At 67.1% G+C, this 25,168-nt stretch carries 22 protein-coding genes; 6 read left to right on the plus strand and 16 right to left on the minus strand.

Annotated features, from left to right (window positions below):
* Positions 1-23 precede the first annotated feature (23 nt).
* Genes OG394_RS08015 through OG394_RS08040 form a run of 6 tightly spaced genes read right to left on the minus strand, consistent with a single transcriptional unit; the run spans position 24 to position 6,250 of the window.
* The gene (locus OG394_RS08015) at positions 24-881 is read right to left on the minus strand and encodes a sugar phosphate isomerase/epimerase family protein (RefSeq protein WP_328994370.1); all 858 of its coding nucleotides are present in this window, start codon (positions 879-881) and stop codon (positions 24-26) included.
* Positions 878-2,140, minus strand: coding sequence for an enolase C-terminal domain-like protein (locus tag OG394_RS08020; protein ID WP_328994371.1), 1,263 nt, complete (start codon positions 2,138-2,140; stop codon positions 878-880). The genes OG394_RS08015 and OG394_RS08020 overlap by 4 nt, the downstream gene beginning before the upstream one ends.
* A complete protein-coding gene (locus OG394_RS08025; RefSeq protein ID WP_328994372.1) occupies positions 2,133-3,011 on the minus strand; it encodes an NAD-dependent epimerase/dehydratase family protein in 879 nt (292 codons plus the stop codon). Before OG394_RS08025 ends, OG394_RS08020 begins: the two co-directional genes overlap by 8 nt.
* Positions 3,008-3,973 (minus strand): carbohydrate ABC transporter permease, encoded by a 966-nt coding sequence (locus OG394_RS08030; RefSeq protein WP_328994373.1) that lies wholly within the window; start codon positions 3,971-3,973, stop codon positions 3,008-3,010. Before OG394_RS08030 ends, OG394_RS08025 begins: the two co-directional genes overlap by 4 nt.
* Positions 3,970-4,869, minus strand: a complete 900-nt coding sequence (locus OG394_RS08035) for a carbohydrate ABC transporter permease (protein WP_328994374.1) — start codon at positions 4,867-4,869, stop codon at positions 3,970-3,972. The genes OG394_RS08030 and OG394_RS08035 overlap by 4 nt, the downstream gene beginning before the upstream one ends.
* 4 nt (positions 4,870-4,873) lie before the next feature.
* Positions 4,874-6,250: an ABC transporter substrate-binding protein gene (locus OG394_RS08040; protein ID WP_328994375.1), complete on the minus strand. Its 1,377-nt coding sequence runs from the start codon at positions 6,248-6,250 to the stop codon at positions 4,874-4,876.
* Positions 6,251-6,455: 205 nt separating this feature from the next.
* Here OG394_RS08040 and OG394_RS08045 point away from each other — a divergent pair, with 205 nt between their 5' ends.
* Positions 6,456-7,268 (plus strand): class I SAM-dependent methyltransferase, encoded by an 813-nt coding sequence (locus tag OG394_RS08045; protein ID WP_328994376.1) that lies wholly within the window; start codon positions 6,456-6,458, stop codon positions 7,266-7,268.
* Here OG394_RS08045 and OG394_RS08050 read toward each other — a convergent pair.
* Together OG394_RS08050 and OG394_RS08055 are read right to left on the minus strand one after the other, a co-directional pair.
* Complete coding sequence (locus tag OG394_RS08050; RefSeq protein WP_328994377.1) at positions 7,265-7,684, minus strand: nucleoside deaminase; 420 nt, start codon at positions 7,682-7,684, stop codon at positions 7,265-7,267. The two genes, OG394_RS08045 and OG394_RS08050, sit on opposite strands and share 4 nt — an antisense overlap.
* Positions 7,674-8,546, minus strand: coding sequence for a TIGR03619 family F420-dependent LLM class oxidoreductase (locus OG394_RS08055; protein WP_328994378.1), 873 nt, complete (start codon positions 8,544-8,546; stop codon positions 7,674-7,676). The genes OG394_RS08050 and OG394_RS08055 overlap by 11 nt, the downstream gene beginning before the upstream one ends.
* Positions 8,547-8,640: 94 nt before the next feature.
* Between OG394_RS08055 and OG394_RS08060 the strand changes: the two genes are divergently transcribed.
* Positions 8,641-9,093 carry an Lrp/AsnC family transcriptional regulator gene (locus tag OG394_RS08060; protein WP_328994379.1) on the plus strand — a complete coding sequence of 151 codons (453 nt, stop codon included), beginning with the start codon at positions 8,641-8,643 and terminating at the stop codon, positions 9,091-9,093.
* A gap of 127 nt (positions 9,094-9,220) precedes the next feature.
* Here the strand turns inward: OG394_RS08060 and OG394_RS08065 are convergent, their stop codons facing one another.
* Both OG394_RS08065 and OG394_RS08070 read right to left on the minus strand, forming a co-directional pair.
* Positions 9,221-10,042 carry a sulfurtransferase gene (locus tag OG394_RS08065; RefSeq protein WP_328994382.1) on the minus strand — a complete coding sequence of 274 codons (822 nt, stop codon included), beginning with the start codon at positions 10,040-10,042 and terminating at the stop codon, positions 9,221-9,223.
* Entirely contained in the window at positions 10,039-10,698 is a 660-nt protein-coding gene (locus OG394_RS08070) for a thymidine kinase (RefSeq protein ID WP_328994383.1), read from the minus strand. Before OG394_RS08070 ends, OG394_RS08065 begins: the two co-directional genes overlap by 4 nt.
* A gap of 154 nt (positions 10,699-10,852) precedes the next feature.
* Here OG394_RS08070 and OG394_RS08075 point away from each other — a divergent pair, with 154 nt between their 5' ends.
* Positions 10,853-12,529, plus strand: coding sequence for a S8 family peptidase (locus OG394_RS08075; RefSeq protein WP_328994384.1), 1,677 nt, complete (start codon positions 10,853-10,855; stop codon positions 12,527-12,529).
* 329 nt (positions 12,530-12,858) lie between these two features.
* On the opposite strand, the gene OG394_RS08080 is transcribed toward OG394_RS08075, so the two are convergent.
* The 5 genes from OG394_RS08080 to OG394_RS08100 form a co-directional block, all read right to left on the minus strand.
* On the minus strand, positions 12,859-13,980 hold the full coding sequence (locus OG394_RS08080; RefSeq protein ID WP_328994385.1) for an alkaline phosphatase family protein: 1,122 nt from the start codon (positions 13,978-13,980) through the stop codon (positions 12,859-12,861).
* 3 nt (positions 13,981-13,983) lie between these two features.
* Positions 13,984-14,601 carry a DUF5998 family protein gene (locus OG394_RS08085; RefSeq protein ID WP_328994386.1) on the minus strand — a complete coding sequence of 206 codons (618 nt, stop codon included), beginning with the start codon at positions 14,599-14,601 and terminating at the stop codon, positions 13,984-13,986.
* 52 nt (positions 14,602-14,653) lie between these two features.
* The gene (locus OG394_RS08090; protein ID WP_328994387.1) at positions 14,654-16,576 is read right to left on the minus strand and encodes an FtsX-like permease family protein; all 1,923 of its coding nucleotides are present in this window, start codon (positions 16,574-16,576) and stop codon (positions 14,654-14,656) included.
* Positions 16,573-17,289 (minus strand): ABC transporter ATP-binding protein, encoded by a 717-nt coding sequence (locus OG394_RS08095; protein WP_328994389.1) that lies wholly within the window; start codon positions 17,287-17,289, stop codon positions 16,573-16,575. Before OG394_RS08095 ends, OG394_RS08090 begins: the two co-directional genes overlap by 4 nt.
* A gap of 114 nt (positions 17,290-17,403) precedes the next feature.
* On the minus strand, positions 17,404-18,438 hold the full coding sequence (locus OG394_RS08100; RefSeq protein WP_328994390.1) for a P1 family peptidase: 1,035 nt from the start codon (positions 18,436-18,438) through the stop codon (positions 17,404-17,406).
* Positions 18,439-18,490: 52 nt separating this feature from the next.
* Between OG394_RS08100 and OG394_RS08105 the strand changes: the two genes are divergently transcribed.
* Positions 18,491-19,000, plus strand: a complete 510-nt coding sequence (locus OG394_RS08105) for a DUF2087 domain-containing protein (protein WP_328994391.1) — start codon at positions 18,491-18,493, stop codon at positions 18,998-19,000.
* Positions 19,001-19,107: 107 nt separating this feature from the next.
* Entirely contained in the window at positions 19,108-19,626 is a 519-nt protein-coding gene (locus OG394_RS08110) for an SMI1/KNR4 family protein (RefSeq protein WP_328994392.1), read from the plus strand.
* A gap of 11 nt (positions 19,627-19,637) precedes the next feature.
* On the opposite strand, the gene OG394_RS08115 is transcribed toward OG394_RS08110, so the two are convergent.
* Positions 19,638-22,316 (minus strand): bifunctional acetate--CoA ligase family protein/GNAT family N-acetyltransferase, encoded by a 2,679-nt coding sequence (locus tag OG394_RS08115; RefSeq protein ID WP_328994393.1) that lies wholly within the window; start codon positions 22,314-22,316, stop codon positions 19,638-19,640.
* A 1,064-nt stretch (positions 22,317-23,380) separates the two neighbouring features.
* Between OG394_RS08115 and OG394_RS08120 the strand changes: the two genes are divergently transcribed.
* Positions 23,381-25,108, plus strand: coding sequence for an AMP-binding protein (locus tag OG394_RS08120; RefSeq protein WP_328994395.1), 1,728 nt, complete (start codon positions 23,381-23,383; stop codon positions 25,106-25,108).
* Positions 25,109-25,168 lie beyond the last annotated feature (60 nt).

Genomic DNA, 25,168 nt, shown 5'->3' on the forward strand with positions numbered 1-25,168 from the left:
CGCCCCACCTCCTTGTCTGATAATTAGTGCGGATCGTACCCCGCGGCGCGGGCGATCGAGGTGAGGTAGTCGAGATTTCCGGCGGTTCTTTCCGCCAATGGCAAGACGTCGGAGAAATCCTCCACGGTGACCCATCCGTCATAACCGACCGCGCGCAGTGCCCGGAATAGCGCAGGCAGATCCGCACGACCTTCCCGCAGCGGTACCCATTTCGGTTCCCAACGCAGCGTGCCATCCGCTTCGACGCCGGCGACATGAAACGCGCAGTTCTTTACATGCACATGTGCGAGATATTCACCGAGAAGGTCAAGACTGTGCTCTGGTTCTTCCCAGCCCTCGATCACCATGTTGCCGATATCGTGAATCACGCCGACATGTAAAGGGTCGAGCCCTTCGAGCAGTCGCCGGGCGGCCGAGGCGCTCGGGGTGAGCGTGCCGTGGTGCAACTCGACCAACGCCCGTACGCCGTGGTGGCGCGCGCGTTCCTCCACCCACTTCCAGTCCTCGCGGTTCTTCGCAAAACTCTCGCTGTACGACGTACCGGGCTCGACCTTCAACCCGGCGATGCGCACGCGCCCAGCGCCGAGCGCGGCCGTGGCGGCGAGCATGCGGTCGGCGTCCACCCGGTTCGTAGGCGGCACGTATCCGCCGATCGAGGAGAACTTGAGCCCGGCCTTCTCGGTCACCTCGCGAATTCGGTCGAGCTGATCCTCCAACCCGGTCAACGGCCACGTCGCCTTGTTCCCAGCCCAAAAACTAGTGCCCTCGGCCTGATCCGTGATGCGCCACTCGATCCCGTGCCAGCCCTGCTCCGCGAGGATCGTCGCCGCCTCCTCCGGAGTCCAGGAAGGCGTCGACGCGGTGAACACTGCGAACTTCACGGCGCCTCCAGAGCTCCGTCGGGACGTCGTACTCCTGCGGCCCAGGCGTCATGCCCGGACAACTCGGCCGGATACGCGGCAGCCGCTTCCAGGTCCACCGAGATCCCCCACCCTGGCTTATCGCTAGGCGTCAGCCAACCGTCCACGATGCGCAGCGTGCCGGGGAAGACCTCGTGCACCGCCTCGCCGTACACGTGCCCCTCCTGGATCCCGAACGCCGTCGACGTCACGTCGAGCGCCACGTTCGCGGCAGCGCCGATCGGCGAGGTATCACCCGGCGCATGCCACGCCGTACGGACGCCGCACAGCTCGGCGAGATCGGCCAGCCTGCGCGCCGGCGACAACCCGCCTATCCCCGAGATGTGACTCCGGATGAAGTCCACCCCGCCATCGCGAACCAGGCGAACCGCATCCGTCATCGACGTGGTCAACTCCCCCACCGCGATCGGCACCGGCGACGCCGCACGGACTTCGGGCAGGCGATCCCAATGCTCCGGCGCGAGCACGTCCTCGAGGAAGAACAGGCGATACGGCTCCAGCGATCGCGCGAGCAACACCGCCTCTTTGGGCGTCAGCCGCGAATGGACGTCATGCAACAACTCGACGTTATCCGGCAACGACTGCCTGGCCGCAGCGAACAACGCGGGCGTCGTACGCAAATAGTCCCGCGCACTCCAGCCATTCCGGTACGGCGCATCCGGGTATTCCGTCGACAGCCGAGGCGCGCCGTACCCGCCACCACCCGGCGTCGACACCTGCAGCCGCACGTGCCGCCAACCTCGCGCGACGAACGCCTTCGCCTGGTCGAGCGTGTCCTCGATCGAGATGCCGCCGGCGTGGATGTACGTATCGGCCGCCGCCCGGATCTTGCCACCGAGCAATTCGTAGACCGGCATCCCCGCGCGCTTGCCGGCGATATCCCACAAGGCCATGTCGATCCCGGAGATCGCGTTGTTCGTCACGGGCCCGCCACGCCAATAGCCCGAAAACGCGGCCAGCCGGACCAGGTCGCCGATATCGCCCGGATACCGGCCGACGAGCAACCGCGCCAGATGGTCGTCGACGAACGTCTTCACCGCCCGCCACCGCTGCGTGAACGTCGCACACCCGAGCCCGTACAACCCCGGCTCCGTAGTCTCGATCCGCACCACGACCAGCGGTATTCCATCCGGCGCGGTGACGATCGCCTCGACCTTCCGGATCCGTACGTCAGACCGAACCGGCCAGGGCTGCGAAAACGTCGCAGGTGTTTCAGCCATCGAGGACTTCCCCATCTCCTAGATCAAGCTCGTACACGGCTTGGAATCCGAGCAGCGTGCGAGCCACCGTCAGATCCATCGGCACCTCGCGCCCCACAAAGCCCCTCAAACGCGGAACTCCTCGCGCAAAGGCCCGCAGCAAATCCTCAGTCCGGTACGGCGCGTTGGTGGTCGGCGCCGCCACCAACACCACGTGCGCGCCAGTCAAAGGAACAGTGAGCCCGAGCTCGATCACCCGCGCCGCATCCCGGGTGTCCAGGTACGCCCACCCTTCCCGCATCCCCTGCACAGGGTCTTCCCGGTACCACTCGGACTGCCGCGTCAGCGCCTCGGGCGAATGCACATGCGGGAATCGCAGCGACACCACGTCGATCCCCCAATGCCGCCAGGCCATTCGCGCGGTGTTCTCGTCATTCAGCTTGGACAGCGAATACCAGTCGTCGACGTCAACCGGGATGCGCTCGTCCAACGGGAAGTACGCCGGATAGACGTCGTGATGGTTCATCGGTACGCCGTACGCGTTGATGCTCGAGGCAACCACCGCCCGCCGAATCCCCGCCGCCCCGGCCTGCGCCAGCACGTTGAACGTCGACACCACGTTGGTGCTGTACACGTCGTACGGCGTGCCGGCGTCGCGGTGTGCGATCGCCGCAAGGTGTACGACGAACTCGACGCCTTCCAACGCGTCCGCGACGTCTGTCTCGGACCGCGTATCGCCGACGAGCACGCGGTCGGCCTTCAGCGTCGGATCGGCGTTGGCCGACAACGTGGTGACGACGGCACCCAGCTCGTTCAGGTGCGGAACCAGCATCGAGCCAATCCGGCCCGTCGCGCCCGTCACCAAGACGCGCTTGCCAGTGAGACTGCTCATTCCTTTATGCCTCCCGACATCCCGACACCACGAAGGAACTGCTTCTGGAAGATCAGGAACAGCACGACCGGCACCAGCACTGCCAGGAACAGGGCGCTGAGCTGCAACGAGATCTCCGTCGTCTCAGATACCCGCGGCAAGGCAACCGAAATCGGCTGCTTCTTCGGATCGGGCAATACGAGCAACGGCCAGAGGTAGTCCTTCCACGATCCAATCACGGTCAGCAACGCGACCACGCCGAGGATCGGCTTCGACAACGGCAACACCAACGACGTGAAGAGCCGGACGTTGCTCGCGCCATCGATCCGCGCCGCCTCGATCAGCTCGCGCGGGATCGCGTCGAAGTACCGCTTCATCACCAGGATGTTGAACGCGCCAGCGGCCTGCGGCAGCCAGACGGCCCAGAACGTGTTCTGCAGGTTCACGCCGATCAGCGGCATCTTCAGGATCGTGAGATACAGCGGCACCAGCGAGATGACGCCGGGCAGGAACAGCGTGGCCAGCACCGCGCCCGTGACGAGCGGCCCCCACTTCGGGCGCAGCACGCTCAGCACGAAGGCGCCCGTCGTACAGACGAAGAGGGTGGAGAGCAACGATCCGACCGCGATGATCGCGGTATTGCCCAGGTACGACCCGATCTGGACCTGGTTCCAGGCGTTCGGGATGTTGGCCCACTGGATTCCGCTCGGCCAGAGCTTCATCGGGCCTTGCAGGATGTCCTGGCTGGTGGAAAGGCCCGACTTGAGCAGCCAGACCAGCGGCCCGACGCCGGCAACCACCACGCCGATGAAGAGCAGCACCTGGATGAACGGCAGGCCGAATCGCACCAACGGCCGCCGCCGGTCCGCGAACGAGATGATGCCGCGTTCCTGCGCCTCGACTTCCCGGGCCTTGCGCTTACTTAAAGGCGCTGTGGTCTCCACTGGCTCGGCGACCTGCTGCGGTACGGAGATGCTGGTCATGTGGTACTCCACCTCCGGGTGAGCAGGTGATAGACCACCGACAGCACGCACAGCACGATCGCCAGCAGCACACTCAACGCGGTGGCCGCGCCGAAGTCGCCGTTGATGAAGGCATAGCGGTAGATCAGCAGCAGGATCGTCGTGGTCGCGTTGTCGGGACCGCCACCGGTGAACAGGAACGGCTCGGTGAACACCTGGAACGTGCCGATCAGCTGCAGCAGCATCATGATCAGGATGATTCCGCGGATCTGCGGCAGCGTGACGTGCCAGACGCGCGACCAGATGCCCGCACCATCCAGCTCGGCGGCCTCGTACAACTCCGTCCGTACGCCGGTGAGCGCGGCCAGATAGATGATCGACGTGGCACCCGCGCCGGCCCAGGTCGCCTCGAGCACGATGGCGGGCATCGCCAAGGTGGACGAGTTGAGCCAGGGCAATGGGTCGATGCCGATCCAACCCAAGATGGTGTTGAAAACGCCCGCGCTACTCGGATCGTAGAAGAACTTCCACAACAGGATCGCGGCCACTGGCGGCACGACGGCCGGTAGGTACGAGAAGACGTTGTAGAGCCAACCGGTGCTGCGCAACTCGCTGATGAAGACCGCGAGGAACAACGGCACCGGGAAGCCGAAGATCAACGCCAGCAGGGCGAAGTACAACGTGTTCATCGCTGCTTGAGGCAACTGCGGATCGGTCAGTACGTAGCTGAAGTTGGCCATGCCGACCCACTCGGGCGTGGTGACCAGGTTGTTCTTCTGGAAACTGAGCACCAGGCCGCGAACGATCGGCCCCCACGAGAAGTAGAGGAAGACCAGCAGCAACGGCAGGACGAAGACGACGGCGCTGAGCCCGCCGGACCGATACCAGGCGGACGGGCGGCCCGCGAAGTTGGCCATAGGACTACCTACCAAGGCGTGCGTCGATCTTGGTTGCGGCGTCGGTGAGTAGTTTGTCGATGTCTGCGTCCTGCTTGGTCAGCACCTGCTGCACGACCGGGTCAAGCAGGGCGTACACCTCTTGCGCCTTGTTCGACGGCTCGGGCAGCAGCTTGAGCGACTTGGTCGAGTCGATGTAACCCTGGAACTGCTTGACCGGCACGTTGGCGTACGGCTCGCGCCACTTGTTGTACTGGTCGTACGTCTCCTGGCTCAGCGGCGAGATGCCCGGGCGGCCGACAAAACCCTTGTCCGCGATGGAGTTCTTGGCGTTCTCGACCGCGAGCGCCTCGCTGGTGTACTTGTCGAACTCCTGCGACTTGATCCACTTCAGCGCGGCGACGATCTCGTTCTTCGTGGCCTTCGGGTTGATCATCTTGATCGAGCCACCGCTGAGCGTGCCGTGCGGGCCACCGTCCTGCGGCAGCGCGCCGTGGCCGTAGTCCGTCGGCTTCATGCCGAAGTTCTTGACCGTCATGTCGTACGCGTCCGGCGCCTGCAGGACCATGCCGATCTTGCCCGCGGCGAAGTCCTGGCGGATCTCCTCCTGGTTGTAGAGGAAGTTCGTGCCCATCGTGTCGTCGGTCCAGCGCATGTCCTTCAGCAGCTGCAGCGCCTTCTTGGTCGGCGCGTCGTTGAAGGTGCTCTTCTTGCCATCGGTGCTCTGGACGGTGCCACCCATGCTGTACGTCATCGTGGTGAGCATCCAGCCGCCGGTGTTGTCCTTGGTCAGCTGGGCATAGCCGGCCTTACCGGTCTTCTCCTTGATCTGCTTCGCGTACGCACGGACCTCGTCCCAGGTCGTCGGCGGCTTGTCCGGGTCGAGCCCGGCCTGGGTGAACAGCGCCCGGTTGTACGCCAGGCCGACCGAGAACACGTCGATCGGCACCCCGTAGATCCGGCCCTCGCCGTCCTGGACGATCTTCAGCGTTTCGGGGTTGAGGTCCTTGGTCAGATCCACCAGCTTGAGCTCCTCGGTGATGTCCGGGAGCTGCTTGTTGGGGATCATGTTCTGCGGTTCGGTGAAGCTGATATTCATCACTGTCGGAAGGGATCCACCGGCCACCTGAGCCTGGAAGGTCTGTGCATCCCATTTCGTCTCGGTCGACTTCACCGTGATGTTCTGGTGCTTCTCCATGAACGCCTTGACGTTGCGGTCGAACGCCGCCACGTCGGCCGGTTTGTCCGGGGTCGGCCGGTCCCCGATGGTGATCGTCACCGGCGCGTTCTGATCGATCGATCCCCCGGCGGCCGGACCGCTGTCGTCTGCGCAGGCGGTCAGGGTGAGCAGGGCGGCGGTCGTCGTGAAGGCCGCGAACGACCTGGCCGAACTTCTCGTCATCGGAACTCCTCAGGTATCCGAGAGCCACCGCCAGCAGGCGGTCAGGGAGTGGCTGTGAACCACTGCGGGCTCAATTTCGAGTAAGTTAAACCATTGGTGTTACTTTATCAACAGCCCACGAGAGGCCCGTTTTCGTCACTCAGCGTGTGCGTACGCGGCGGGTCGCCCCGGCCTTGGCTTGGGTCGTCGCACTAGGGTGATGAGGGTGGAGAGAGTTCAGTTCACCGAAGAGCAGTCCACGATGTTGGCGACCCTTTACGGGCGGGCGCTCGATGCCCGTTCGGCCGAGCCGATACTGGGCGATCCGACCGCCCAGGAGGCCGTCGCGCGGATCGACTACGACTTCGCCAAGTTCCGGATGGGCCCGGATCACGCGCTCTCGATCGCCTTGCGGGCAAAGGTTTTCGACGACTGGACCCGCGATTTCATCGAGCTCCACCCGAACGGCATGGTCGTCCACCTCGGCTGCGGCCTGGACAGCCGGGTCTACCGGATCGACCCGCCCGAGTCGGTGCTGTGGTTCGACGTCGACTACCCGGCCACGATCGACCTGCGCAAACGCCTCTACCCCGCGCGTGCGTCGTACGAGCTGGTCGGCAGCTCGGTGCTCGACCTCAACTGGGTGGACCATCTCCCGGCGGATCGGCCGACGCTGGTGATGGGCGAAGGCCTCACGATGTACCTCGACCCGGTCGGTGCTCCGGCGTTGCTTTCCGCGTTGGTGCGGTACCTACCCGAGGGCGAGATGGCCTTCGACTTCTACAGCCGCTCCGGCCTCAAGGCGCAGAAGCTCAACTCGATCGTGCGACGGGCCGGCGCCACGCTCACCTGGGGTATCGACGACCCGAGCGAGCTGGAACCACTCGGCCTGAAGTTGGCCGAGCGCATCGGCGTACTCGACTTCATCACGCCAGAGGTGACGGCCCGCGTCTCCCCCGCCACCCGCGCGCAGATGTGGCTGGCGAAACGCGTTCCGTATCTCGCCAATATGGGCTCGCTGCTCCGCTTTACCTTCTAGCTGTAGTAGCCGTCGATCGGGACGCGTGCCTCGTCGAACAGCGCGGGGCCGTCCAGCTCGAAGCCGGTGAGGGTCGAGCCGCTGGGTTTGAGCGAGTTGAGTTGCTCGGTGGCCAAGGCGTACACGACCTTGCCTAGGCCGGATCGCTCGATCGCGCCGGTGCACATGCCGCACGGCTGGCAACTGGTGTACATCGTGGTGGTCTTGGCCGTCGCGCTGTCGAGATTTCGTGACGCCCAGAGCGCGAGTTTGAACTCGGGATGGGCGCTGATGTCGTTGCCGCTGAGGACGGTGTTCCACTCCTCGATCAGCACGTCGCCGTTCGATGCCGCGAGCAACGAACCGAACGGCATCTCCCCCAGGTCGCGCGCCTTCTGCGCCAAACCGATTGCCCGCCGCAACAACTCATCCCGCATGGTCCATCGCCTCTCGTCGGTCTTCGGCTCGTCGGTATTCGGCGGCTACGGTCGCGAGGGCCTGCCACGCGATCTCGGGCCGTAACGTCTCGCTCGGATCACCGCTGAACGGATCCAGGATGACGACCTCGGCACCTAGGTCTCGGAGTGCGTTCAGATCGCCGATGACCTGGTCGATCGTACCCTCGCCTACCAGTCTCGAGTCGTCTGCTGGCTCGTTCTTCAGGTCGAGGATGATCCGTGGCGCTAGCGCAGGGATGGGCTTGTTTGCCTTAGCTGCAAGGGCTTTCATGGATTTGAGTGCGTCGGGCAACCAGTTGGTGCGGAAGCGCAGCGGATGCCAAGCGTCGCCGAGGTGTACGGCGCGGCGCATCGCGGCGGCACTACTTCCGCCGATCCAGATCGGGATATCGCCGGCGCGGTAGTCGGCGGCGTCTTGCCACGCTTCGCGGATGGCCCGCAGATGGTCGTTGGTGAGGCGCCCGCGTTGGTCGAACGGCACACCCAGTACGTCGTACTCCTGGCGAGCCCAGCCGACGCCCGCGCCGAGGATGAACCGGCCTTCGCTGAGGTCGTTCAGGTTGGCCGCCATCCGGGCGATCTGCAGCGGATGGCGATACGGGATCACGAGGACGGAAGTGCCGAGCTTGATCCTGTACGTGCTTCCGGCCAGCCAGGCGAGCGTGGTGAATGGTTCGTAGAACGGCGCCGGGTACTGCGCGGCCACGTCGGGGGTGATCGCGAGGTGGTCCGAGAGCATGAGTACGTCGTAGCCGAGGTCTTCGACCGTCTGGGCCCACTCTTGCAGGCGCGCCGGGTTCGTACCGGGGCCGAAGTTGGGGACGTTCACGCCGAGTTGCATGGGATTCAGGCTATCGGGGGTGATGCCTCGTATTGAAGAGACTTCTCCTTGTATGAGGGGTGGTAGACCGTGGATATATCGGTAGATTCGGGCCATGACCGAGATTCTCGATTCGACCGACTGGGCCATCCTCAGCGAGGTGCAGCGGGATGGGCGGATCGCGCTCACCGAGCTCGGCCGCCGGGTCAACCTCAGCGCCTCCGCGACGACTGAACGGCTGCGGCGGCTGGAGTCGGTCGGCGTGATCACGGGCTACCGCGCCGAGGTCGACCTCACGCGCACCGGGTACGCCGTACTGGCTGTGGTGCGGCTGAAGTATCCGGGCAGCGCGCACGGCCCGTTGCACAAGCTACTGGGCGAGCGCTTCGAGATCCTCGAGTGCCTACGCACCACTGGCGACGACTGCTACACCTTGAAGGTCGCGGCGACCTCAATGGCCCACCTCGAAAAGGTCATCGACGAACTGGCCGCCTTCGGCAGCACCACCACCAACATCGTCTACACCCAAACCCTCCCCTACAGAGGCCCCCAACAACCAGCACCATAACGAGGCTGGCCGCCGCTCACATTTGTCGTTCATTCGTCGGAATCCGCCCTCACAGCACAGCGGACAGGTAGAAGTCAGCGGCGGGTTGAGGGCGGATTCCGACGAATGAACGACAAATGGGGTACCGCTAGCGGCCCGTGGCGATTGGGCGAGACGAATCGGTGATCCACTCGGACCAGGAGCCTACGTAGAGGTCGGACTCGACGCCGGCGATCTCGAGGGCGAGGGCTTCGTGGGCGGCGGTTACGCCGGAGCCGCAGTAGACGCCTACCGGGGTTGAGCCGTCGGCGCCGAGGGACTTGAAGCGGGAGCGGAGTTCCTCGGGCGCCAGGAACAGGCCCTCGGGTACGACGTTCGCCGTGGCCGGGGCGTTGACCGCGCCGGGAATGTGGCCGGCCACAGGATCGATCGGCTCGACCTCACCCGCGAAACGCTCGGGGGCACGGGCATCAAGCAGTACGCCGTTGGTCGCCCGCTCGGCGGCCGCGTCTGCGTCGAGCACCGGCATCCCGCCAGCGTGCGCGACAAACGAGCCAGAGCCGGCGGCCGGCACCTCGGTCACGACGGCACCACCCGCCGCCTTCCAATCGGCCAGTCCCCCATCGAGTACCCGCACATTCGTCGCGCCGAAGTAGCGGAAGACCCACCACGCACGCGCCGCCGCCATCGAGTTGGCCGCGTCGTACACCACGATGGCTGAATCGTTGGACGCGCCCGCACGACGCAGCGCAGCCTCGACGATGGTTGCCTCGGGCAACGGATGACGTCCGCCCTTGCCCGGCGGCGCGGCCAGTTCGGTTTCCAGGTCCACGAAGTGCGCGCCGGGAAGGTGCCCAGCGTCGTACGCCTCGCGCCCGGGCGGCCCGACCAGGTTCCACGTCGTGTCGATCAGAACCACGTCGGCCGACGACGCGAGCAGGTCGGCGGCGGAGATCAAGGGGGTGGTCATGCGTTACCTCCGAACGGGAGTACCTCGGGGGACAGCGTGGCGCGGGCTCTTGCCGCGGTCAGGCGTCGGCGATGGTGACGGCGGCACAACACCTCGTACGCCGTGATGCCGACCGGGTCGTCGTCGTTCTCGAGGTCACCGACGACGAGCTGCTCGCCCTCGGTCACCATCTCGCCGTGCACGGTCCGGGCGTTGTGGGTGGCGCGTTGACCGCACCAGCACAGCGCCTCGACCTGGAGCACCTCCAGCCGGTCGGCCAGTTCGACCAGCCGCGCCGAACCCGGGAACATCCTGGCGCGGAAGTCGGTCAGGATGCCGAAGCAGAAGACGTCGATCTGCAGCTCGTCCACCAGCCGGGCCAACTGCTCGATCTGCTCCGGCTCGTAGAACTGCGCCTCGTCGCACACGACATAGTCGATTCGGCCGCCGTGGGTCAGCTCGTCGACGGCGTACTGCCAGAAGTCGAGATCGGTCCGGACCTCTATCGCCTCGGCCGTCAGCCCGAGCCGGGACGACAGCTTCGCCTCGCCCGCGCGGTCGTGGCTGGTGAAGATCCGGCCCTGCCGGCCCCGCACTTTGTGGTTGTGATCCATCTGCAGCGCGAGGGTGGACTTGCCACAGTCCATGGTCCCGGTGAAGTAGATGAGGTCCGCCACGGGCGCCCATCTTGCCCTGCCACTTTCGTCACTGCGAACGGGGGTCCGCCGCCGCGGTGAACAGCGGCCGCAACACCCCGTGCGACGCTGGCTCTATGGCCCCTCGGCGAGGTCTACTAGGGCACCGGAATTCGCGAGGTATCCAGGAGGCCCCATGTTTGCGCCGCTGCGCAAACCACTCGCGGCGATCGCTGCCGCCGCACTAGTCACCGTCACCGCCCTCGCGGCGCCGATCCCGACCGCGAGCGCCACTGGCGCCTCCGGCCAGCAGATCAGCGCCGGCCTCCGGGCGTACTTCGTGATCACCGCCCCCGGCGCGACCGCTGCCGCGGGCAACGCGGTCAAGGCGGGCGGCGGCACGGTCTACGCGGCGTACGACGCCATCGGGGTGATCGTCGCGCATTCCACCGCGCCGGACTTCGCCACCAAGGTGCGTGCCGCTCAAGGTGTGCAGAAGGTCGGCGCCACCCGTACGTCGGATATCCCGGCCGCCGCCGCGAACCCCGCCATCCCGGCCGCGCCGGCGCAGGTCCCGGTCAGCTCGCCCGAGGTGCCGCGCCCCGATATGACGCAGATCGGCGCGGACAAGGCCTGGGCGGTCAACCCGGGCAAGCCCTCGATCACCGTCGCCGTACTCGACACCGGTGTCGACGACCAGCACGCGGACCTGAAGGCCAACTTCGACGCTTCACGCTCGGCGTCCTGCGCTTATGGCAAGGCGGACACCCGGCCCGGCGCCTGGCGGCCGGTGCAGGAGCACGGCACGCACGTGGCGGGCACGATCGCCGCCGCCAAGGACGGCAAGGGCATGGTCGGCGTGGCGCCCGGGGTGAAGGTCTCCTCGATCCGGGTGGCGGAGCCCGGCACGTCGCTGTTCTTCCCGGAGAACACGGTCTGCGCGTTCATGTTCGCCGCGGACAAGGGTGTTTCCGTCACGAACAACAGCTATTACGTCGACCCGTGGATGTTCCTCTGCCCGGACAACCAGGACCAGGCCGCGATCCTCGAGGCGGTCAAGCGCTCGACCGACTACGCCGACCGCAAGGGCGTGGTGAACGTCGCCGCCGCGGGCAACGAGGACACCGACCTGGCGAACAAGACTTCCGACAGCACCAGCCCGAACGACTCGACTCCGGCGGCACGGTCCATCACGAACGACTGCCTCGATCTGCCGGCGGAGATCCCAGGCGTGGTCTCGGTCAGCGCGGTCGGCATGCTCGGCACCAAGGCCGCCTTCTCGAACTACGGCACGGGCAAGATCCACGTCGCCGCGCCGGGTGAAGGCGTCTACTCGACCGTTCCCGGCGGCCGGTACGCGGCCAACTCCGGTACGTCGATGGCCGCACCGCATGTCGCAGGCGTCGCCGCCCTCGTACGCAGCGCCGACCCCAAACTCACGCCCGCCCAAGTCCGGGCAAAACTCGCCAGCCAGGCCAACGACCTCACCTGCCCGGCGTCGTCGGGTGGCGAATGCACGGGTACGCCGGAGAACAACTCGTACTACGGCGAGGGCATGGTCGACGCCGCCGAGGCCGTCGGTGCGGAGAGCGTGGATCCGCCTACGTCGGGCGGTGGACGCCTGTCGATCACCGGGCCGGCAACGCAGCTCGGGTTCACGGGGTTGCCGGTGATCCCGGTGCAGCTGAAGGCGATCAGCAAGGTCACCTACAAAGCCATCAACCTACCTACCGGCCTCAGCCTCACCCCGGAAGGCCTCATCAGCGGAGTAACCAGCGCCCGTCCCGGCGAATACGCCGTCCTCGTCTCAGCCAAAGACGCCTCCGGCCGCACCGGCGTCAAAGTAATCCGCTGGACCGTCTGGGGCTTCTAACAGCCCACGCTTTTCCGCGGACCAGCGTTTCGCGCGGACCAGACTTCGCGGACCTCACAGAACGACCTTTGTGCGGGTGGTGTTGGTTGCACCCGTCCCCCCAAAACCCGGCCAAATAGTTGATACCTGGTAGGCGATTAGCGTTGATTCGTCCGAATCCGCCCGCCTGCGTTGCCGTACAGCTGACCCGCCGTGCAAAGGGGCGAGCGGATGCAGACGAATCAACGCAGAAGAGGTAGGTGGTCCGTTAGCGCGAGGTGGGGGCGCCGGGGTGCGGAGGTGGTCGGGCAGCGCGAGGTGGAGTGGGCGGGGGCGGATGTGGGGTGGGGTTAGTAGCCCGGGTCTATTAGGAGGGGGATGGCCATTTCGGCTTCGGTTAGGGAGCCGTGGAGGCCTAGGAGGGCCGCTTCTTGGGGGAAGCGGCGGCCGGCGACGAGGGAGAGGGGGCCGAGGGCGGCTACCACGATGTCGCCGATGCGGGGTGCTACGCGCGGCTCGACTGGGCCGAACCAGCCTTCGGCGATGGCTTGATCGCGAGTGAGGACCAGCGCTCGGTCGCCGACGCGGGATTGGTACGTCGCCCGCACATCGTCCACAGCGCCCGGGACACAGTAGAGATGACGGAATCGCGACTCGCCGGCCACCAAAGTCAGACCACTGGTGAGATCGGGCTCGGCGTCGATATCGACCCGGTCTTCCGGCGAAACGTCGATCATGCCGTGATCCGCGACGACCAGCAGAATGGCATCTCGCGGCAGAGACGAGCGCACACGCTGGGCAAACTGGTCCGCCGCCAGCAACTCGGTCCGCCATTCGAGGGATTCCGACCCGAAGTTGTGCCCGATGTAGTCCAGTTGCGAGTCGTACACGTAGACCAGCGCCGACGACCCTTCACGAATCGCAAACCGAGTCGCGTCCAGCCGATCCTCAATGCTGTCCGACCCCCGATGCGCACTCCCCCGGAACGCCGCCGCGGTCAACCCGGACTTCTCGAACCGCGCCTTACTAACGTTCCGAGTCATCACCCCAGCCGCCGCAACCCGCTCGAACACGGTCGGATGCGGCTGCCACCGGCGCGGATCCACCGGCGAATCCCAAGACAACGCGTTCAGCAGCCCACCCGTCTCAGGAACGATCGAGCTGTACCCAACGATGCCGTGCGCTCCCGGCGGCAGCCCCGTACCGAGACTGCTGAGACTGACCGCAGTCGTCGACGGCACACCCGCCGTAAGACGCCGACCAGTCGGCAGCAACGACGCGAGGTACGGCGCGGCGTCCGCGTTGGCGTGCAGGAGGTTCCAGCCGAGGCCGTCGAGCAGCAGTACGGCGTACCGCGGGTTCTCGGGGAGGTCGAGGGTGTTGGTATCGCCTGGGACCTTGAGGGCGCCCGCGACGGACGGCAGCACGTCCGCGAGGGAGGCGCCGCCGTACTCGGGTCTGACCGTGTCCATAGGTCAGCGCGCAGCGGTGGCCGCGGAGAGCGCGGTGGAGAAGTCGAGGACCTGCTGGATGCCGTCGGCGCCATCGACGGCCGCGCTGATCCGCAGCGAGATGTCGTCGGCCGCGACGGAGCCGGTGAAACCGTGATCGGCTTCGCAGTTCGGGTCGGCGCAGACGGCGGGCTCGAGGTCGACGCGATTCACCATGCCCCAGCCGATCGTCAGCACCACTTCACCGGTCGCGGCGGCCGGGTCGGAGCCGTTCGACGAGTAACCGGCCGGGTTCGGCACGACGCGGTTGACCACGACCGCGTTCACCCGCTGCAAGGGGATGGCCTCGGTCGAGGTGGACGCATACGGCGCGCGGATCAGGTCGTCGGCCGCGTGCTCGTCAGTGTGGCCCACGATCAGCCGGGTCGGGGTCAGCGCCAGGATGGTGATGTGGCGCCGGACCTCGTCGCGGTCGAACGTCGGCTCGTGCTGCAGCACGAAAGCCCGGATGGGTTCACCGGCAACCGCCACGGCGAGTGAGTCCGATACGACGTCTGGGTAGTAGCCACACCGATCGATCGCGGCACGCAACTCGGTTGAGGCGTCTGCGAGCTCCGGGACCGGCGCATTCAGGTCACGCATGACCTCATCCTCGCACGCGCCGGGCCCGTCACCCGTCAGTTACCCCTTGCGGTCAGTTCGCGCTGGCCTTCCGGAGCACGGGCGCGCCGGCGGCTCCCGCGGCCGAAACGAGCACCAGACCGACGATTACCTGACCGGCCAGCAGCAGCGCGCCAGCACTGCCTTCGCCGAGCGGCAGCGTGCCCGCGTTGGCCAGGAGGCCACAGAAAGCGCCCATCGCGATGGTCGGCAATCCGACCACGATGACCGGCAGTACGGCGGCCAGGCGGGCGGAACGCTCGATCACCTTCAGCGGTACGCCGGACCGTCGCAACGCCTTCGCCGGCCCCGCCTGGTCCAACGCCGTGCCGACCGCGCCTGCGGCGGTGGACGCCGCACCGGTGACGAAGACCACGCCGAGCAGGAGCAGTACGCCGATCTTGAGGTCGAGCAACATCCCCGCGTCGAACAGGTCGCGCTCCGCGTCAGTCATCGGCACACTCCCCGGCGATACGTCGTACAGCGCCGTGCGAGTCTGCTCACGCTCGGCCTTCGGGAAGGTGACGTAGACCTGCTGCTCCTTGCCGTACGACTGGCCGGCCTCGGCTTTACCGTTCAACCCGGCGTCCTTGAGCCGCTGCTCCACCAGTTGGTCCGCCACCTGGGCCGACTGCGCCCGCACGGTGACCTCGAACGCGTTGTCCGCGCCATTGCCGTGAAGGTTGAACGGCATCACCACCGAGAGGAAGCCCGACACGAATCCGGCCAGTACGAGCGCCGCCACCGGCCGGAACGCCGCCTTCGGGTCATCCGCCAGCCGTCGCCCGGCGAGCAGCGTCGCCGGGTTGTTCGCCGTACGAGCCAAGATCCGGCCGAAGCGGTCGATCACGAACGGCCCGCCGATCCGTACGGCGAACGCGCCCATCGCGATCCCGATGATGATCGGCAACAACGCCGCCGTGTTGCCGCCGACCATCAGCAGCAGAATCGGCCCGGCCGCGAGCAGCACCAGCCGGAACGGCGTGACCTTCTTGCGGGTATGACCACGCGTGACACCGAGCGGCGTGATGCTCACCCGGCCCAGACCGATCATCGCGCTCAGCACCGACAAAACCGGCACCAGGATCATCACGAGTACGACGAGCCAGGGCGACACGGTCAGATCGCTCACGAACCACCTGCCGCCGCCGAGCGGGATATGCGCGATCAACGGCGAAAGCGCGGTGTAGGCGATCAACCCGGCGGCAGCGCCCGCCACCGCGAGGATGGCCTGTTCCACCGCGCTGAGGCGGAGGACCTGCGTGCGAGTGGCGCCGGCCAGGCGGAGTGCGGCCAGTCGGTGTTCGCGTCGTTTGGCGGCGACGCCCGCGGCCTGACCGACGAGGCTCAGGACCGGGAAGATCACCAGGGCCAAACCGAAACCAACGAGCCAGATCAGCACCTGGATCCGTTGGTCCATGGCATCGCCGCTCCAGCTGGTGACCTCCATGCCAGTGTCGTCCGGCCTGGCCTCGACGCCCCGGATGACCACCTGTTCGTCCGGGGAGGAAAGGCCCGCATCACCGATGACGCCGGTGGGCTTGGGCACGTGGTACCGCTGGCTGAGCTGCTTTCCCAGCTCGCTCTTCCAGAGTTTGGCCGTGGCCGGGGAGACCCAGACCTCACCAGGTTTCGGCGTGTGCGGCAGGCCCGGCGGCGGGACCAGCCCCTGGTTGCGGCTCTGGTCGGTGACCGCCAGGTCGAGCCGGAGCACGGACTTGCCGTCGGCAACATCCTTGACCTCGTAGATCTTGCCGACCACCGGAGCACCGTCGGTCGCACGCGTTGCGCGCCAGCCGATCCGGTCGGAGCGGTCGAGCAGGCCGAGCGAACCCGCGATCAGGAACGTGATGAGCAGGCTGACGACCGCGGTCGCGCCGAAGGCGGCCAGGTTCGCGGCACGACCACCTTGGCCTGGCCGCCGGACGAACCGGACGGCGAGTTCCCACATTCTCATCGCTGGCTCACCCGGCCGTCGACGATGCGGACGGTCCGGTGGCAGCGGGCCGCGACCTGGTCGTCGTGCGTGACGACCACGACCGCCGCGCCGCGATGTGTGGCGGCGCCGATCAGCAGGTCGATGACGTGCGCGCCGGTCGCCGCGTCGAGCGCGCCCGTCGGCTCGTCGGCGAAGACCACCTGCGGCTCGCCGACCAGCGCACGGGCGATCGCGACCCGCTGGGCCTGACCGCCGGAAAGCTCACCGGGACGACGTTTCGACTCGGCGGCGAGGCCTACCTGCGCGAGCACCGTACGGGCGCGGGCGATCGCCTGGCGACGCGGTACGCCGTCGACCATCAACGGCAGCGCGACGTTCTCCTCGGCGGGCAGCTCGGCCAGCAGTTGGTTGTCCTGGAAGACGAACCCGAGCTGCTGCCGCCGAAGCTTGGTCCGCGCGGCGTCGCCGAGGTTGTCGACCCGCTGCCCGGCGAGCCAGACCTCACCGCTGTCAGGCGTGAGAATGCCCGCGAGTACGTGCAAAAGCGTCGTCTTGCCGTTACCGCTCGGGCCCATCACGGCGAGCGCTTCGCCGGCCCGGACCTCGACGTCGACCCCGGCGAGGCCGACCACCTCGCCGTAGTACTTCACCAAGCCTCGGCCGCCGAGCACGGCCTCCGTTGGGACGTATGGGGGCTGGGTCTGGACCGCCTGGGGATTCTGGAAGCTCATACCCAGAAGCCTCGCGAAATCGGCCTCGGCTCTCATCGGCCCTCGGTCGCGACTTCCCGCGACGAATGACACCCCTGGACGGACCCCGGCGTCATCCCCAGGTACTACACCCGCTCATCCCGCGGGGTGATCCCTCACCGCCGACGGGTAGGCGGAGCGATAACTCTGCAACGTGACGGCAGGCGTGGTGACGGCCTCAGCGGCCAGCATCCCTCGTACGACGGCCCGGGCCAGCGTCCTCGCGCCCGCGGCGAAAACCGTCTCCAGTGATACCAGGTCGGCGAGGTTCGACACCGACCACTTCGCGACCTCTGGTGGCGCTGTCGACAGGCCGAACACCGTGTCGCCGTCCAGCAGGGTGTGGATCGGATCAACCGACCGCGCCAACCCGTCATGCCCGACCATCGCGAGCCGGGTCGCCCCCACCTTGTCCAGCGGCGCGTCCGTCGCGATGACCGCGATGACCGTGTTCATCCCCGGCAACGGCCCAGGCGGTGCCTCCGGCGGACCTTCCACCGGCGTCGCCAGGCCCGCGAACTCACCGTCGATCCCGGCCCGCTCCCCCAGCATTCGCCCGGTCTCGTCCACCGCCGACCCGACGGCGTTGACCACCACCAGCGCTCCAACGGTAAATCCGTTCGCCAGCCGCACGCTCGCCGTACCGACGCCGCCCTTCAACCGCCCGGCCCGCGCCCCCGCCCCGGCACCAACGTTGCCCTCGGCAACCGGTCCGGCCGCGGCGGCCGAGATCGCGCGCCGCCCCCAATCGGCATCGGGACGCGCCCGGAACGAACCACCCCGGCCCAGATCGAACAGCACCGCCGCCGGCACGATCGGCACCACCTCGCTCGGATCCGGCCCGACCCGGACTCCTTCGCCGCGTTCCTCCAGCCAGGCCATCACGCCCGAGGCGGCGTCCAGGCCGTACGCGCTGCCGCCGGTCAGGACGATCGCGTTCACGCCGGGATTCGAGTTGACCGGATCGAGCAGGTCCGTCTCGCGCGTGCCCGGCGCGCCGCCGCGAACGTCCACCCCGGCAACCGCCGTACCGGGCAGGTAGATCACGGTCGTACCGGTCAAATAGGGCTCGTCCGTGCGCTCGTACTGCCCGATCAGGACACCCGGCACATCGGTGATCGCATTCTGCATATGCCTTGTCTATCAAGGAAAATCCGTTGCGGTGGGAAAGTACGGTGAACCCATGCGATCCGTGAATCTCGCCGGCCTACTGGCCGAACCGGAAAGACTGCGCACCTTCGCCGCCATCGTGCTCGGCGCCACCCAGCCCGAGCAGATCGCCACCGACGCCGGCTTGTCCGTCGGCACCGTGCGCACGGCCGTACGACGCCTCCAGGTCGGCGGTCTCGTCACCACCGGCCCGGGCGGATTCGAGCCGGTCGCCGACGCGTTCAAGGACGCCACTCGCGCCGATCGCCCGGAGCGCGAGCCCCTCGACGACGACCCGGCGACCGACGCGCTGCTGCAGGCCTGTATCCGCGACGGCCGGATCACCACGATGCCGACGTTCCCCGCCAAGCAGAAGGTCGTGATCGGGTATCTCGCCAGGCTGTTCGAGCCGGACCGCGACTACCCCGAGTCGGAGGTCAACGAGATCCTGCACGCGTGGTACGACGACCACGCGCAGCTGCGCCGATTCCTGGTCGACTGGGGCTTCCTCACCCGCGCCAACTCGACGTACCGCAAGGTTTGACCACCTCTGCCCTGCAAAGGTGACGAGTCCGGACACTCGGTCTACAAGAACTCTCAGTCGGTACGGGACATCGACGACATATTCGTGCCGAGTTACTGGAGATGACTATGACGGCGATCGATGAATGGACGCGGAGCATGCGCGATTCGCTTCTCGAACTGGAGCGGGTGTTCGAGCCTCGCTTCGGGTATCCGTTCGACCCGGCGAACAACTTCGTAAGCGAGCCTGGATCGACCGTTGATCTTCACGGCCGGCTGCCGGACGCCCTTGTTGACTTCTACTCGACCGTGGGCGAGGTGTCCCTTCCGGATGTCCATAACGGCTACTTCATTCACCCTGTCCAAGCGGTCCTGGATGCCGACGAGACACTTCCTGCTCGCGTCGAGGACGGCGTCGGCAAGGAGGTGGTGACCTTTGGGTCTGATGGCGGCGGAGGCTTGTTCTGTGTGGCAGTCCCGGACGGCGCCGTTTACTACCTTCCGACCGGGCGAGTGGACGATGGGGTGTTCTATGGCGGAGGGGACAAACCCAGTGTCGTCGCCACAGACTTTGCGGGCTTCTTGGCGCGGCTCTTGGCGGTAGTGCGCGAGTTTGCCGCCACTGGCAGTACGGCCGGCATCAGCTGAACCCGGGCTGCTTAGCCGAGGCGGCGGACGGGGGTGTCTTGGCGGGGTTTTTCGTTTGGCGCGATGCGGATGGCGGTGTCGAGCACGGTGGCGCCGTCCGGGCCGACGAGCACTGAGCGCAGCTCGATCCGGACGACTTCCTCGAGGTCGAGCGCGAGTCGGCCGACGCGGTGCAGCAGGGCCTCGATCGAGGCGATGTCGACCGGATCCGTACCGCGGTAGCCGAACAGCATCGGCGCCGCCCGGACCTCGCGGACCATCTCGGCCGCGTCGGCCAGGGTCAGCGGCGGCATACGGTACGAGCGGTCGCCCAGGAGGTCCGTCGCGACACCCGACAGGCCGAACGACACGACCGGCCCGTACGACACGTCCTCGATCGCGTCGATCACGACGGGCACGCCCGGCGGCACCATCTTCTGTACGACGAATTGCGCGCGGCCCGGGTCCGACGCCACGCCGAAGGTCGACGTCATCTCGCCCCACGCCTCGCGCATGTCGCCCTCGTCGTGGATGTGCCGCCAGATGTCCGCGAGGTCGGGCCGCATCCGCCATTGCTCGGCCGTCGCCTTGAGGATGACCTCCCAGCCGAGATCCGCGGCACGCGCGACGGCCTCGTCCGCGGACAACACCGGGTACGACGGGAGGACGCTGACGTCGTAGAAGCTGAGCAGGTGCTGCCGCTCATCCGGATCGAGGTCGGCGCCTTGCGGATTGCGTTGCAGGTATTCGGCGACGAACGCCTCGGCGCCGGCCGTGTCGATGTCAGGCAGGTCCGGGATATCGCTGTCGGCCCGCAACCGCCACTCGCCGTACCCCGTCGCCTTCGCGAGGGCGCCCACGGCGTACTGGGGTGAGGAGTACGACGGGATGGACCCGCGCGCGGCGCCGCCGTGTTCGTCGGGCACACGGAGTAGATCGGGCACACTCCGCGAGGCCATGAACGACGAGACGACGGGCTTGTCCGAATCGGCGGCGGCCGTCGCGAGGACGCGCGCCACCTCCTCACCCGTGGTGTGGATCGGCGGCGCGAAGATCACCACCACCGAGTGGACCCGGTCATCGGCGAAGACCTCGCCGAGAACCGTGCCGAAGTCGTCCGCGGACGCGTTGGCGCCGAGCGTCATCGGGTCGCCGACGATCTCGAGGCCGTGCATCGCGGCGGCGTCCATCGCGAGCAGGGTGAGCGCGTCGGAATTGCTGACGATCGCGACGTTCCGCCCGCGCGGCAACGGCTGGTGCGCGAGCAGCTGGGCCACGTCGAACATCTCGCCAGTCGTGTCGACCCCGATCAGGCCGCTTTGACGTAGCAGGGCGTCGGAGGTTGCCGGGGGCAACTGGCTGCGCCGTACGGTATGCCCGAGCGGTACGCCCTGGGTGGCGCGGCCGGAACGCAGCGCGATGACAGGTTTGCGACCCGCGAGGCGACGGGCTACGCGGCTGAATTTGCGCGGATTGCCGAGGGATTCCAGGTAGAGCAGGACGACCTCGGTGGCCTCGTCGGAGTACCAGTACTGCATGAGGTCGTTGCCTGAGACATCGGCCCGGTTGCCCGCGGAGACGAAACTGGACAGACCGATACCGCGCGCGACCACATCCGCCAGGATCGCGACGCCGAGTGCGCCCGATTGGCAGAAGAAGGCGACGCGGCCGCGATCCGGCATCAACGGCGAGAGTGTCGCATTGAGGGAGATCGCGGGGTCGGTGTTGATCAGGCCGAGGCAGTTGGGGCCGATGACGCGCATGCCGTAGGACCGGGCCAGCCCGACCAGGCGGCGCTGGCGGCGACGGCCCTCCTCCCCGACCTCGGCGAACCCGCTTGAGACGACGACCAGCCCGCGCACGCCTTTGGCCGCGCAATCGAGCACCACGTCGACCACGGACTCAGCAGGTACGGCGACCACGGCGAGGTCGATCGAACCGTCGATATCGCGGATGGCCGGATACGCCTGCACGCCTTCGACCTCACCACCCGCGGCGTTCACGGCGTACAGCTTGCCGGTGAAACCGCCGTCGCGGAGATTGCGCAACAGGGCGTTGCCGATCGTGCCCTCACGGCGACTGGCGCCGATCACGGCCACGCTCGACGGGGTCATCAGGCGCTCGATCGACTTCGCCTCGGACCGCTGCTCGCGCGACTGCATCACGCCGAACGACGTATCGGTGGGCGCAATATCGAACTCGACCACGATCACGCCGTCCTCGAACTCGCGCGCGACCTTGTACCCGGCTTCGGTGAAGACGGTGATCATCTTGCGGTTGTCCGGCAGCACCTCGGCGGTGAACTTCGTGATGCCCTGCTCGCGGGCCGCCTGCGCGAGGTGCTCGAGCAACAGTTGCCCGAGGCCCCGGCCCTGATGCGCGTCCTCGATCAGGAACGCCACCTCGGCCGTATGCGGGTCGGTCCGCTCGTAACGCCCGACGCCGATCATCTCGTTCCCGACGGTGACGATCAGCGCGAGCCGCCCCTCGTAGTCCACCTGCGTGAACCTCGCCACATCCCGGCTGGACAACTCCGGGTACGGCGCGAAGAACCGGTAGTACTTCGACTGCTCCGAAACGCGGGCGTAAAACGCCACCAGCAACTCCGCGTCATCGGCCGTAATCGGCCGCAAATGCGCAGTCGAGCCGTCCCGGAGCACGACGTCCGCCTCCAGCACTCCCGGATAGTCCACCCGCTCCACCCCAGTCACGCCGCCAGCGTACTCACCCCCACCCCCATCCCCCCGCAATATCCACCTCCCCACCTCCAGCCCTCCTCGCCCCGCCCCCTCGTCACGGTCGGACCCGAAATGCGGACCCCAACCCTCTTTGCCCCGCGAGTGGTCGCGTCATACCCGCCCACTCGCGAACCCATGACGCCCACCTGTGGATCCCCCAGCCACGGTCGGACGCAGAATGCGGGCCGCCACCGGTGAACACCCCGGCCCGGTCGGACGCGAAATGCGGACCTCCGGGCGAATCTGGGGATAACTCTCCCGCGAGGTGCCTTGTTGTGTCGCGCGTGTGCAAACACAAGGAGGCACCTCGCGGCAGTGTTTTACACAAATCGACCCGAACGTGTGCGCTTCGAGGCCGGGAGCCGGGGGCTCAGCGTCCACAGGCCGCATTCCGCGTCCGACCGTCGCACGAGTTTCCACAGGGGGGCCGCATTCCACGTCCGACCGTCGCAGGCGTTTCGGCACGAGCGGACTCGTCAAGACGCGACCACTCGCGGCGGAGTTCGGGCACGGCCCGCCCAGCGCGTGGATGGTCGGCGTCAGCCCAGCCACGGTCGGACGCAGTATGCGGGCCACCACCGGGAGACCGCCCTGCCACGGTCGGACGTGGAATGCGGGCCGCAACCGGTCGACAACCCGGCACCGTCGGACGCGGAATGCGGACCTCGGGGCGGATCTGGGGATAACTCTTCCGCGAGGTGGCTTGTTGTGTGGCAGGTGTGCAAGCGCAAGGAGGCGCCTCGCGGGAGGGTTTTGCACAATTGGCCTGGATGTGTGCGCTTTGGGGCTTGGTGCCGGGGGCTCGGCGTCCACAGGCCGCATTCCACGTCCGACCGTCGCACGAGTTTCCACAGGGGGCGCATTTCGCGTCCGACCGTCGTAGGGGTTTCGGCGCGAGTGGGCGCGTCGAGACGTGGCCGCTCGCGGCGGGGTTCGGGTACGGGTTTCCACGAGGGGCGTATTTCGCGTCCGACCGTGGCGAGGGGGCGAGGGGTGGGGTTGTTGAACGTGGGTGGCTGGTGGGTAATAGTGCGGGCATGAGCGCGGAGCTGAGTACGTCGGAGACCACGCGGAGCTTCAGGGCGGCTCGGGACTTTTTGGTGGCGCATCGGGAGGAGTACGAGACGGCGTATCGGGAGTTTCGGTGGCCGGAGTTCGAGCGGTTCAACTGGGCCAAGGACTGGTTCGACGCGCTGGCGGTGGAACAGCCCGAGGTGGCGGCGCTGACGATCGTTGAAGAGGACGGCGCGGTTCGGACGCTGACGTACGCCGAGATGGCCGAGCGGTCGAGGCGCGTGGCCGGCTGGCTTTCGGCGAACGGCCTCAAGCAGGGTGATCGCGTACTGATCGTCCTAGGCAACGTCGTACCGCTGTGGGAGATCATGCTGGCCTGTATCCGGCTTGGCGCCGTAATGATCCCCGCGACAACTCTCCTCACTGACGCCGACCTAGCCGACCGCATCACCCGCGGCGAGGTCCGCTGCGTAGTAACCGCCTCGGCGGACATAGACCGCTATGCCGGCATCGCCGACCAGTGCCTTCGCGTAGCCGTCGGAGAGCTCGACGGGAGCCACGCCCAGGCAGACGCTGCCGCGGGTTGGCTGAGGTACGACGAGACCGTGGAGTACGCGGACGACGTACCGGATGTTGACACCGCTGCGGACGACCCGATGCTGCTCTACTTCACCTCCGGCACCACTAGCCAGCCGAAGCTCGTGGAGCACAGCCACGTCAGCTATCCCGTCGGACACCTCTCGACGATGTACTGGATCGGCCTGCAGCCCGGAGACATCCACCTCAACGTCTCGTCACCCGGTTGGGCCAAACACTCCTGGAGCAACGTATTCGCGCCATGGAATGCAGGAGCGACCGTCTTCATCTACAACTACACCCGGTTCGACGCGGCCAAGATGCTCGACGTGCTGGCGACGTACGGCGTGACCACGTTCTGCGCTCCCCCGACGGTCTGGCGGATGCTGATCCAGGCCGACCTGTCCGCCGTCGACGTGGCGATTCGCGAGTGCATCTCGGCCGGTGAGCCGCTCAACCCCGAGGTGATCGAGCAGGTCCGCTCGGCCTGGGACATCACCATCCGGGACGGTTTCGGCCAGACCGAGACGACCGCGCAGATCGGCAACTCCCCCGGCCAGCCGGTCAAACCCGGGTCGATGGGCCGGCCGACGCCCGGTTACGCGATCGCCCTGATCGACCCGGCCACGGACGAGATCGGCGACGACGGCGAGATCTGCATCGAGCTCGGGCCGCGACCGGTCGCCCTGATGCGCGGTTACCGCGACGCGCCCGTGCTGACCGATGAGGTGATGCGCGGCGGTTTCTACCACACCGGTGATGTCGCCAGCCGGGACGAGGACGGCTACATCACGTACGTCGGCCGGGCGGATGACGTGTTCAAGGCGAGCGACTACAGGATCTCGCCGTTCGAGCTCGAGTCGGTGCTGATCGAGCACCCGGCCGTCGCCGAGGCGGCCGTGGTGCCCTCGCCCGACCCGGTCCGGCTCGCGGTGCCGAAGGCGTACGTCGTCCTCGCGGGCGGGTACGAGCCGAGCCGGGAGCTGGCCGGCGAGATCCTGGCGTATTGCCGGGAGCACCTCGCGGCGTACAAACGGATCCGGCGGATCGAGTTCGCCGAACTGCCGAAGACCATCTCCGGCAAGATCCGCCGGGTCGAACTGCGCACGAGCGAGGCCGAAAGAACCGATCGAGGCGAATACTCGTACGACGAGGCCGATTTCCGGGACGAGTAAAAACTTGCGGCACACGTAAACCTGGCGGCGGTCCGGCGAGTAGAGAAGGTGTACGCCGAC

The sequence above is a fragment of the Kribbella sp. NBC_01245 genome, assembly GCF_036226525.1.
In the GTDB taxonomy this organism is placed as follows: Bacteria; Actinomycetota; Actinomycetes; order Propionibacteriales; family Kribbellaceae; genus Kribbella.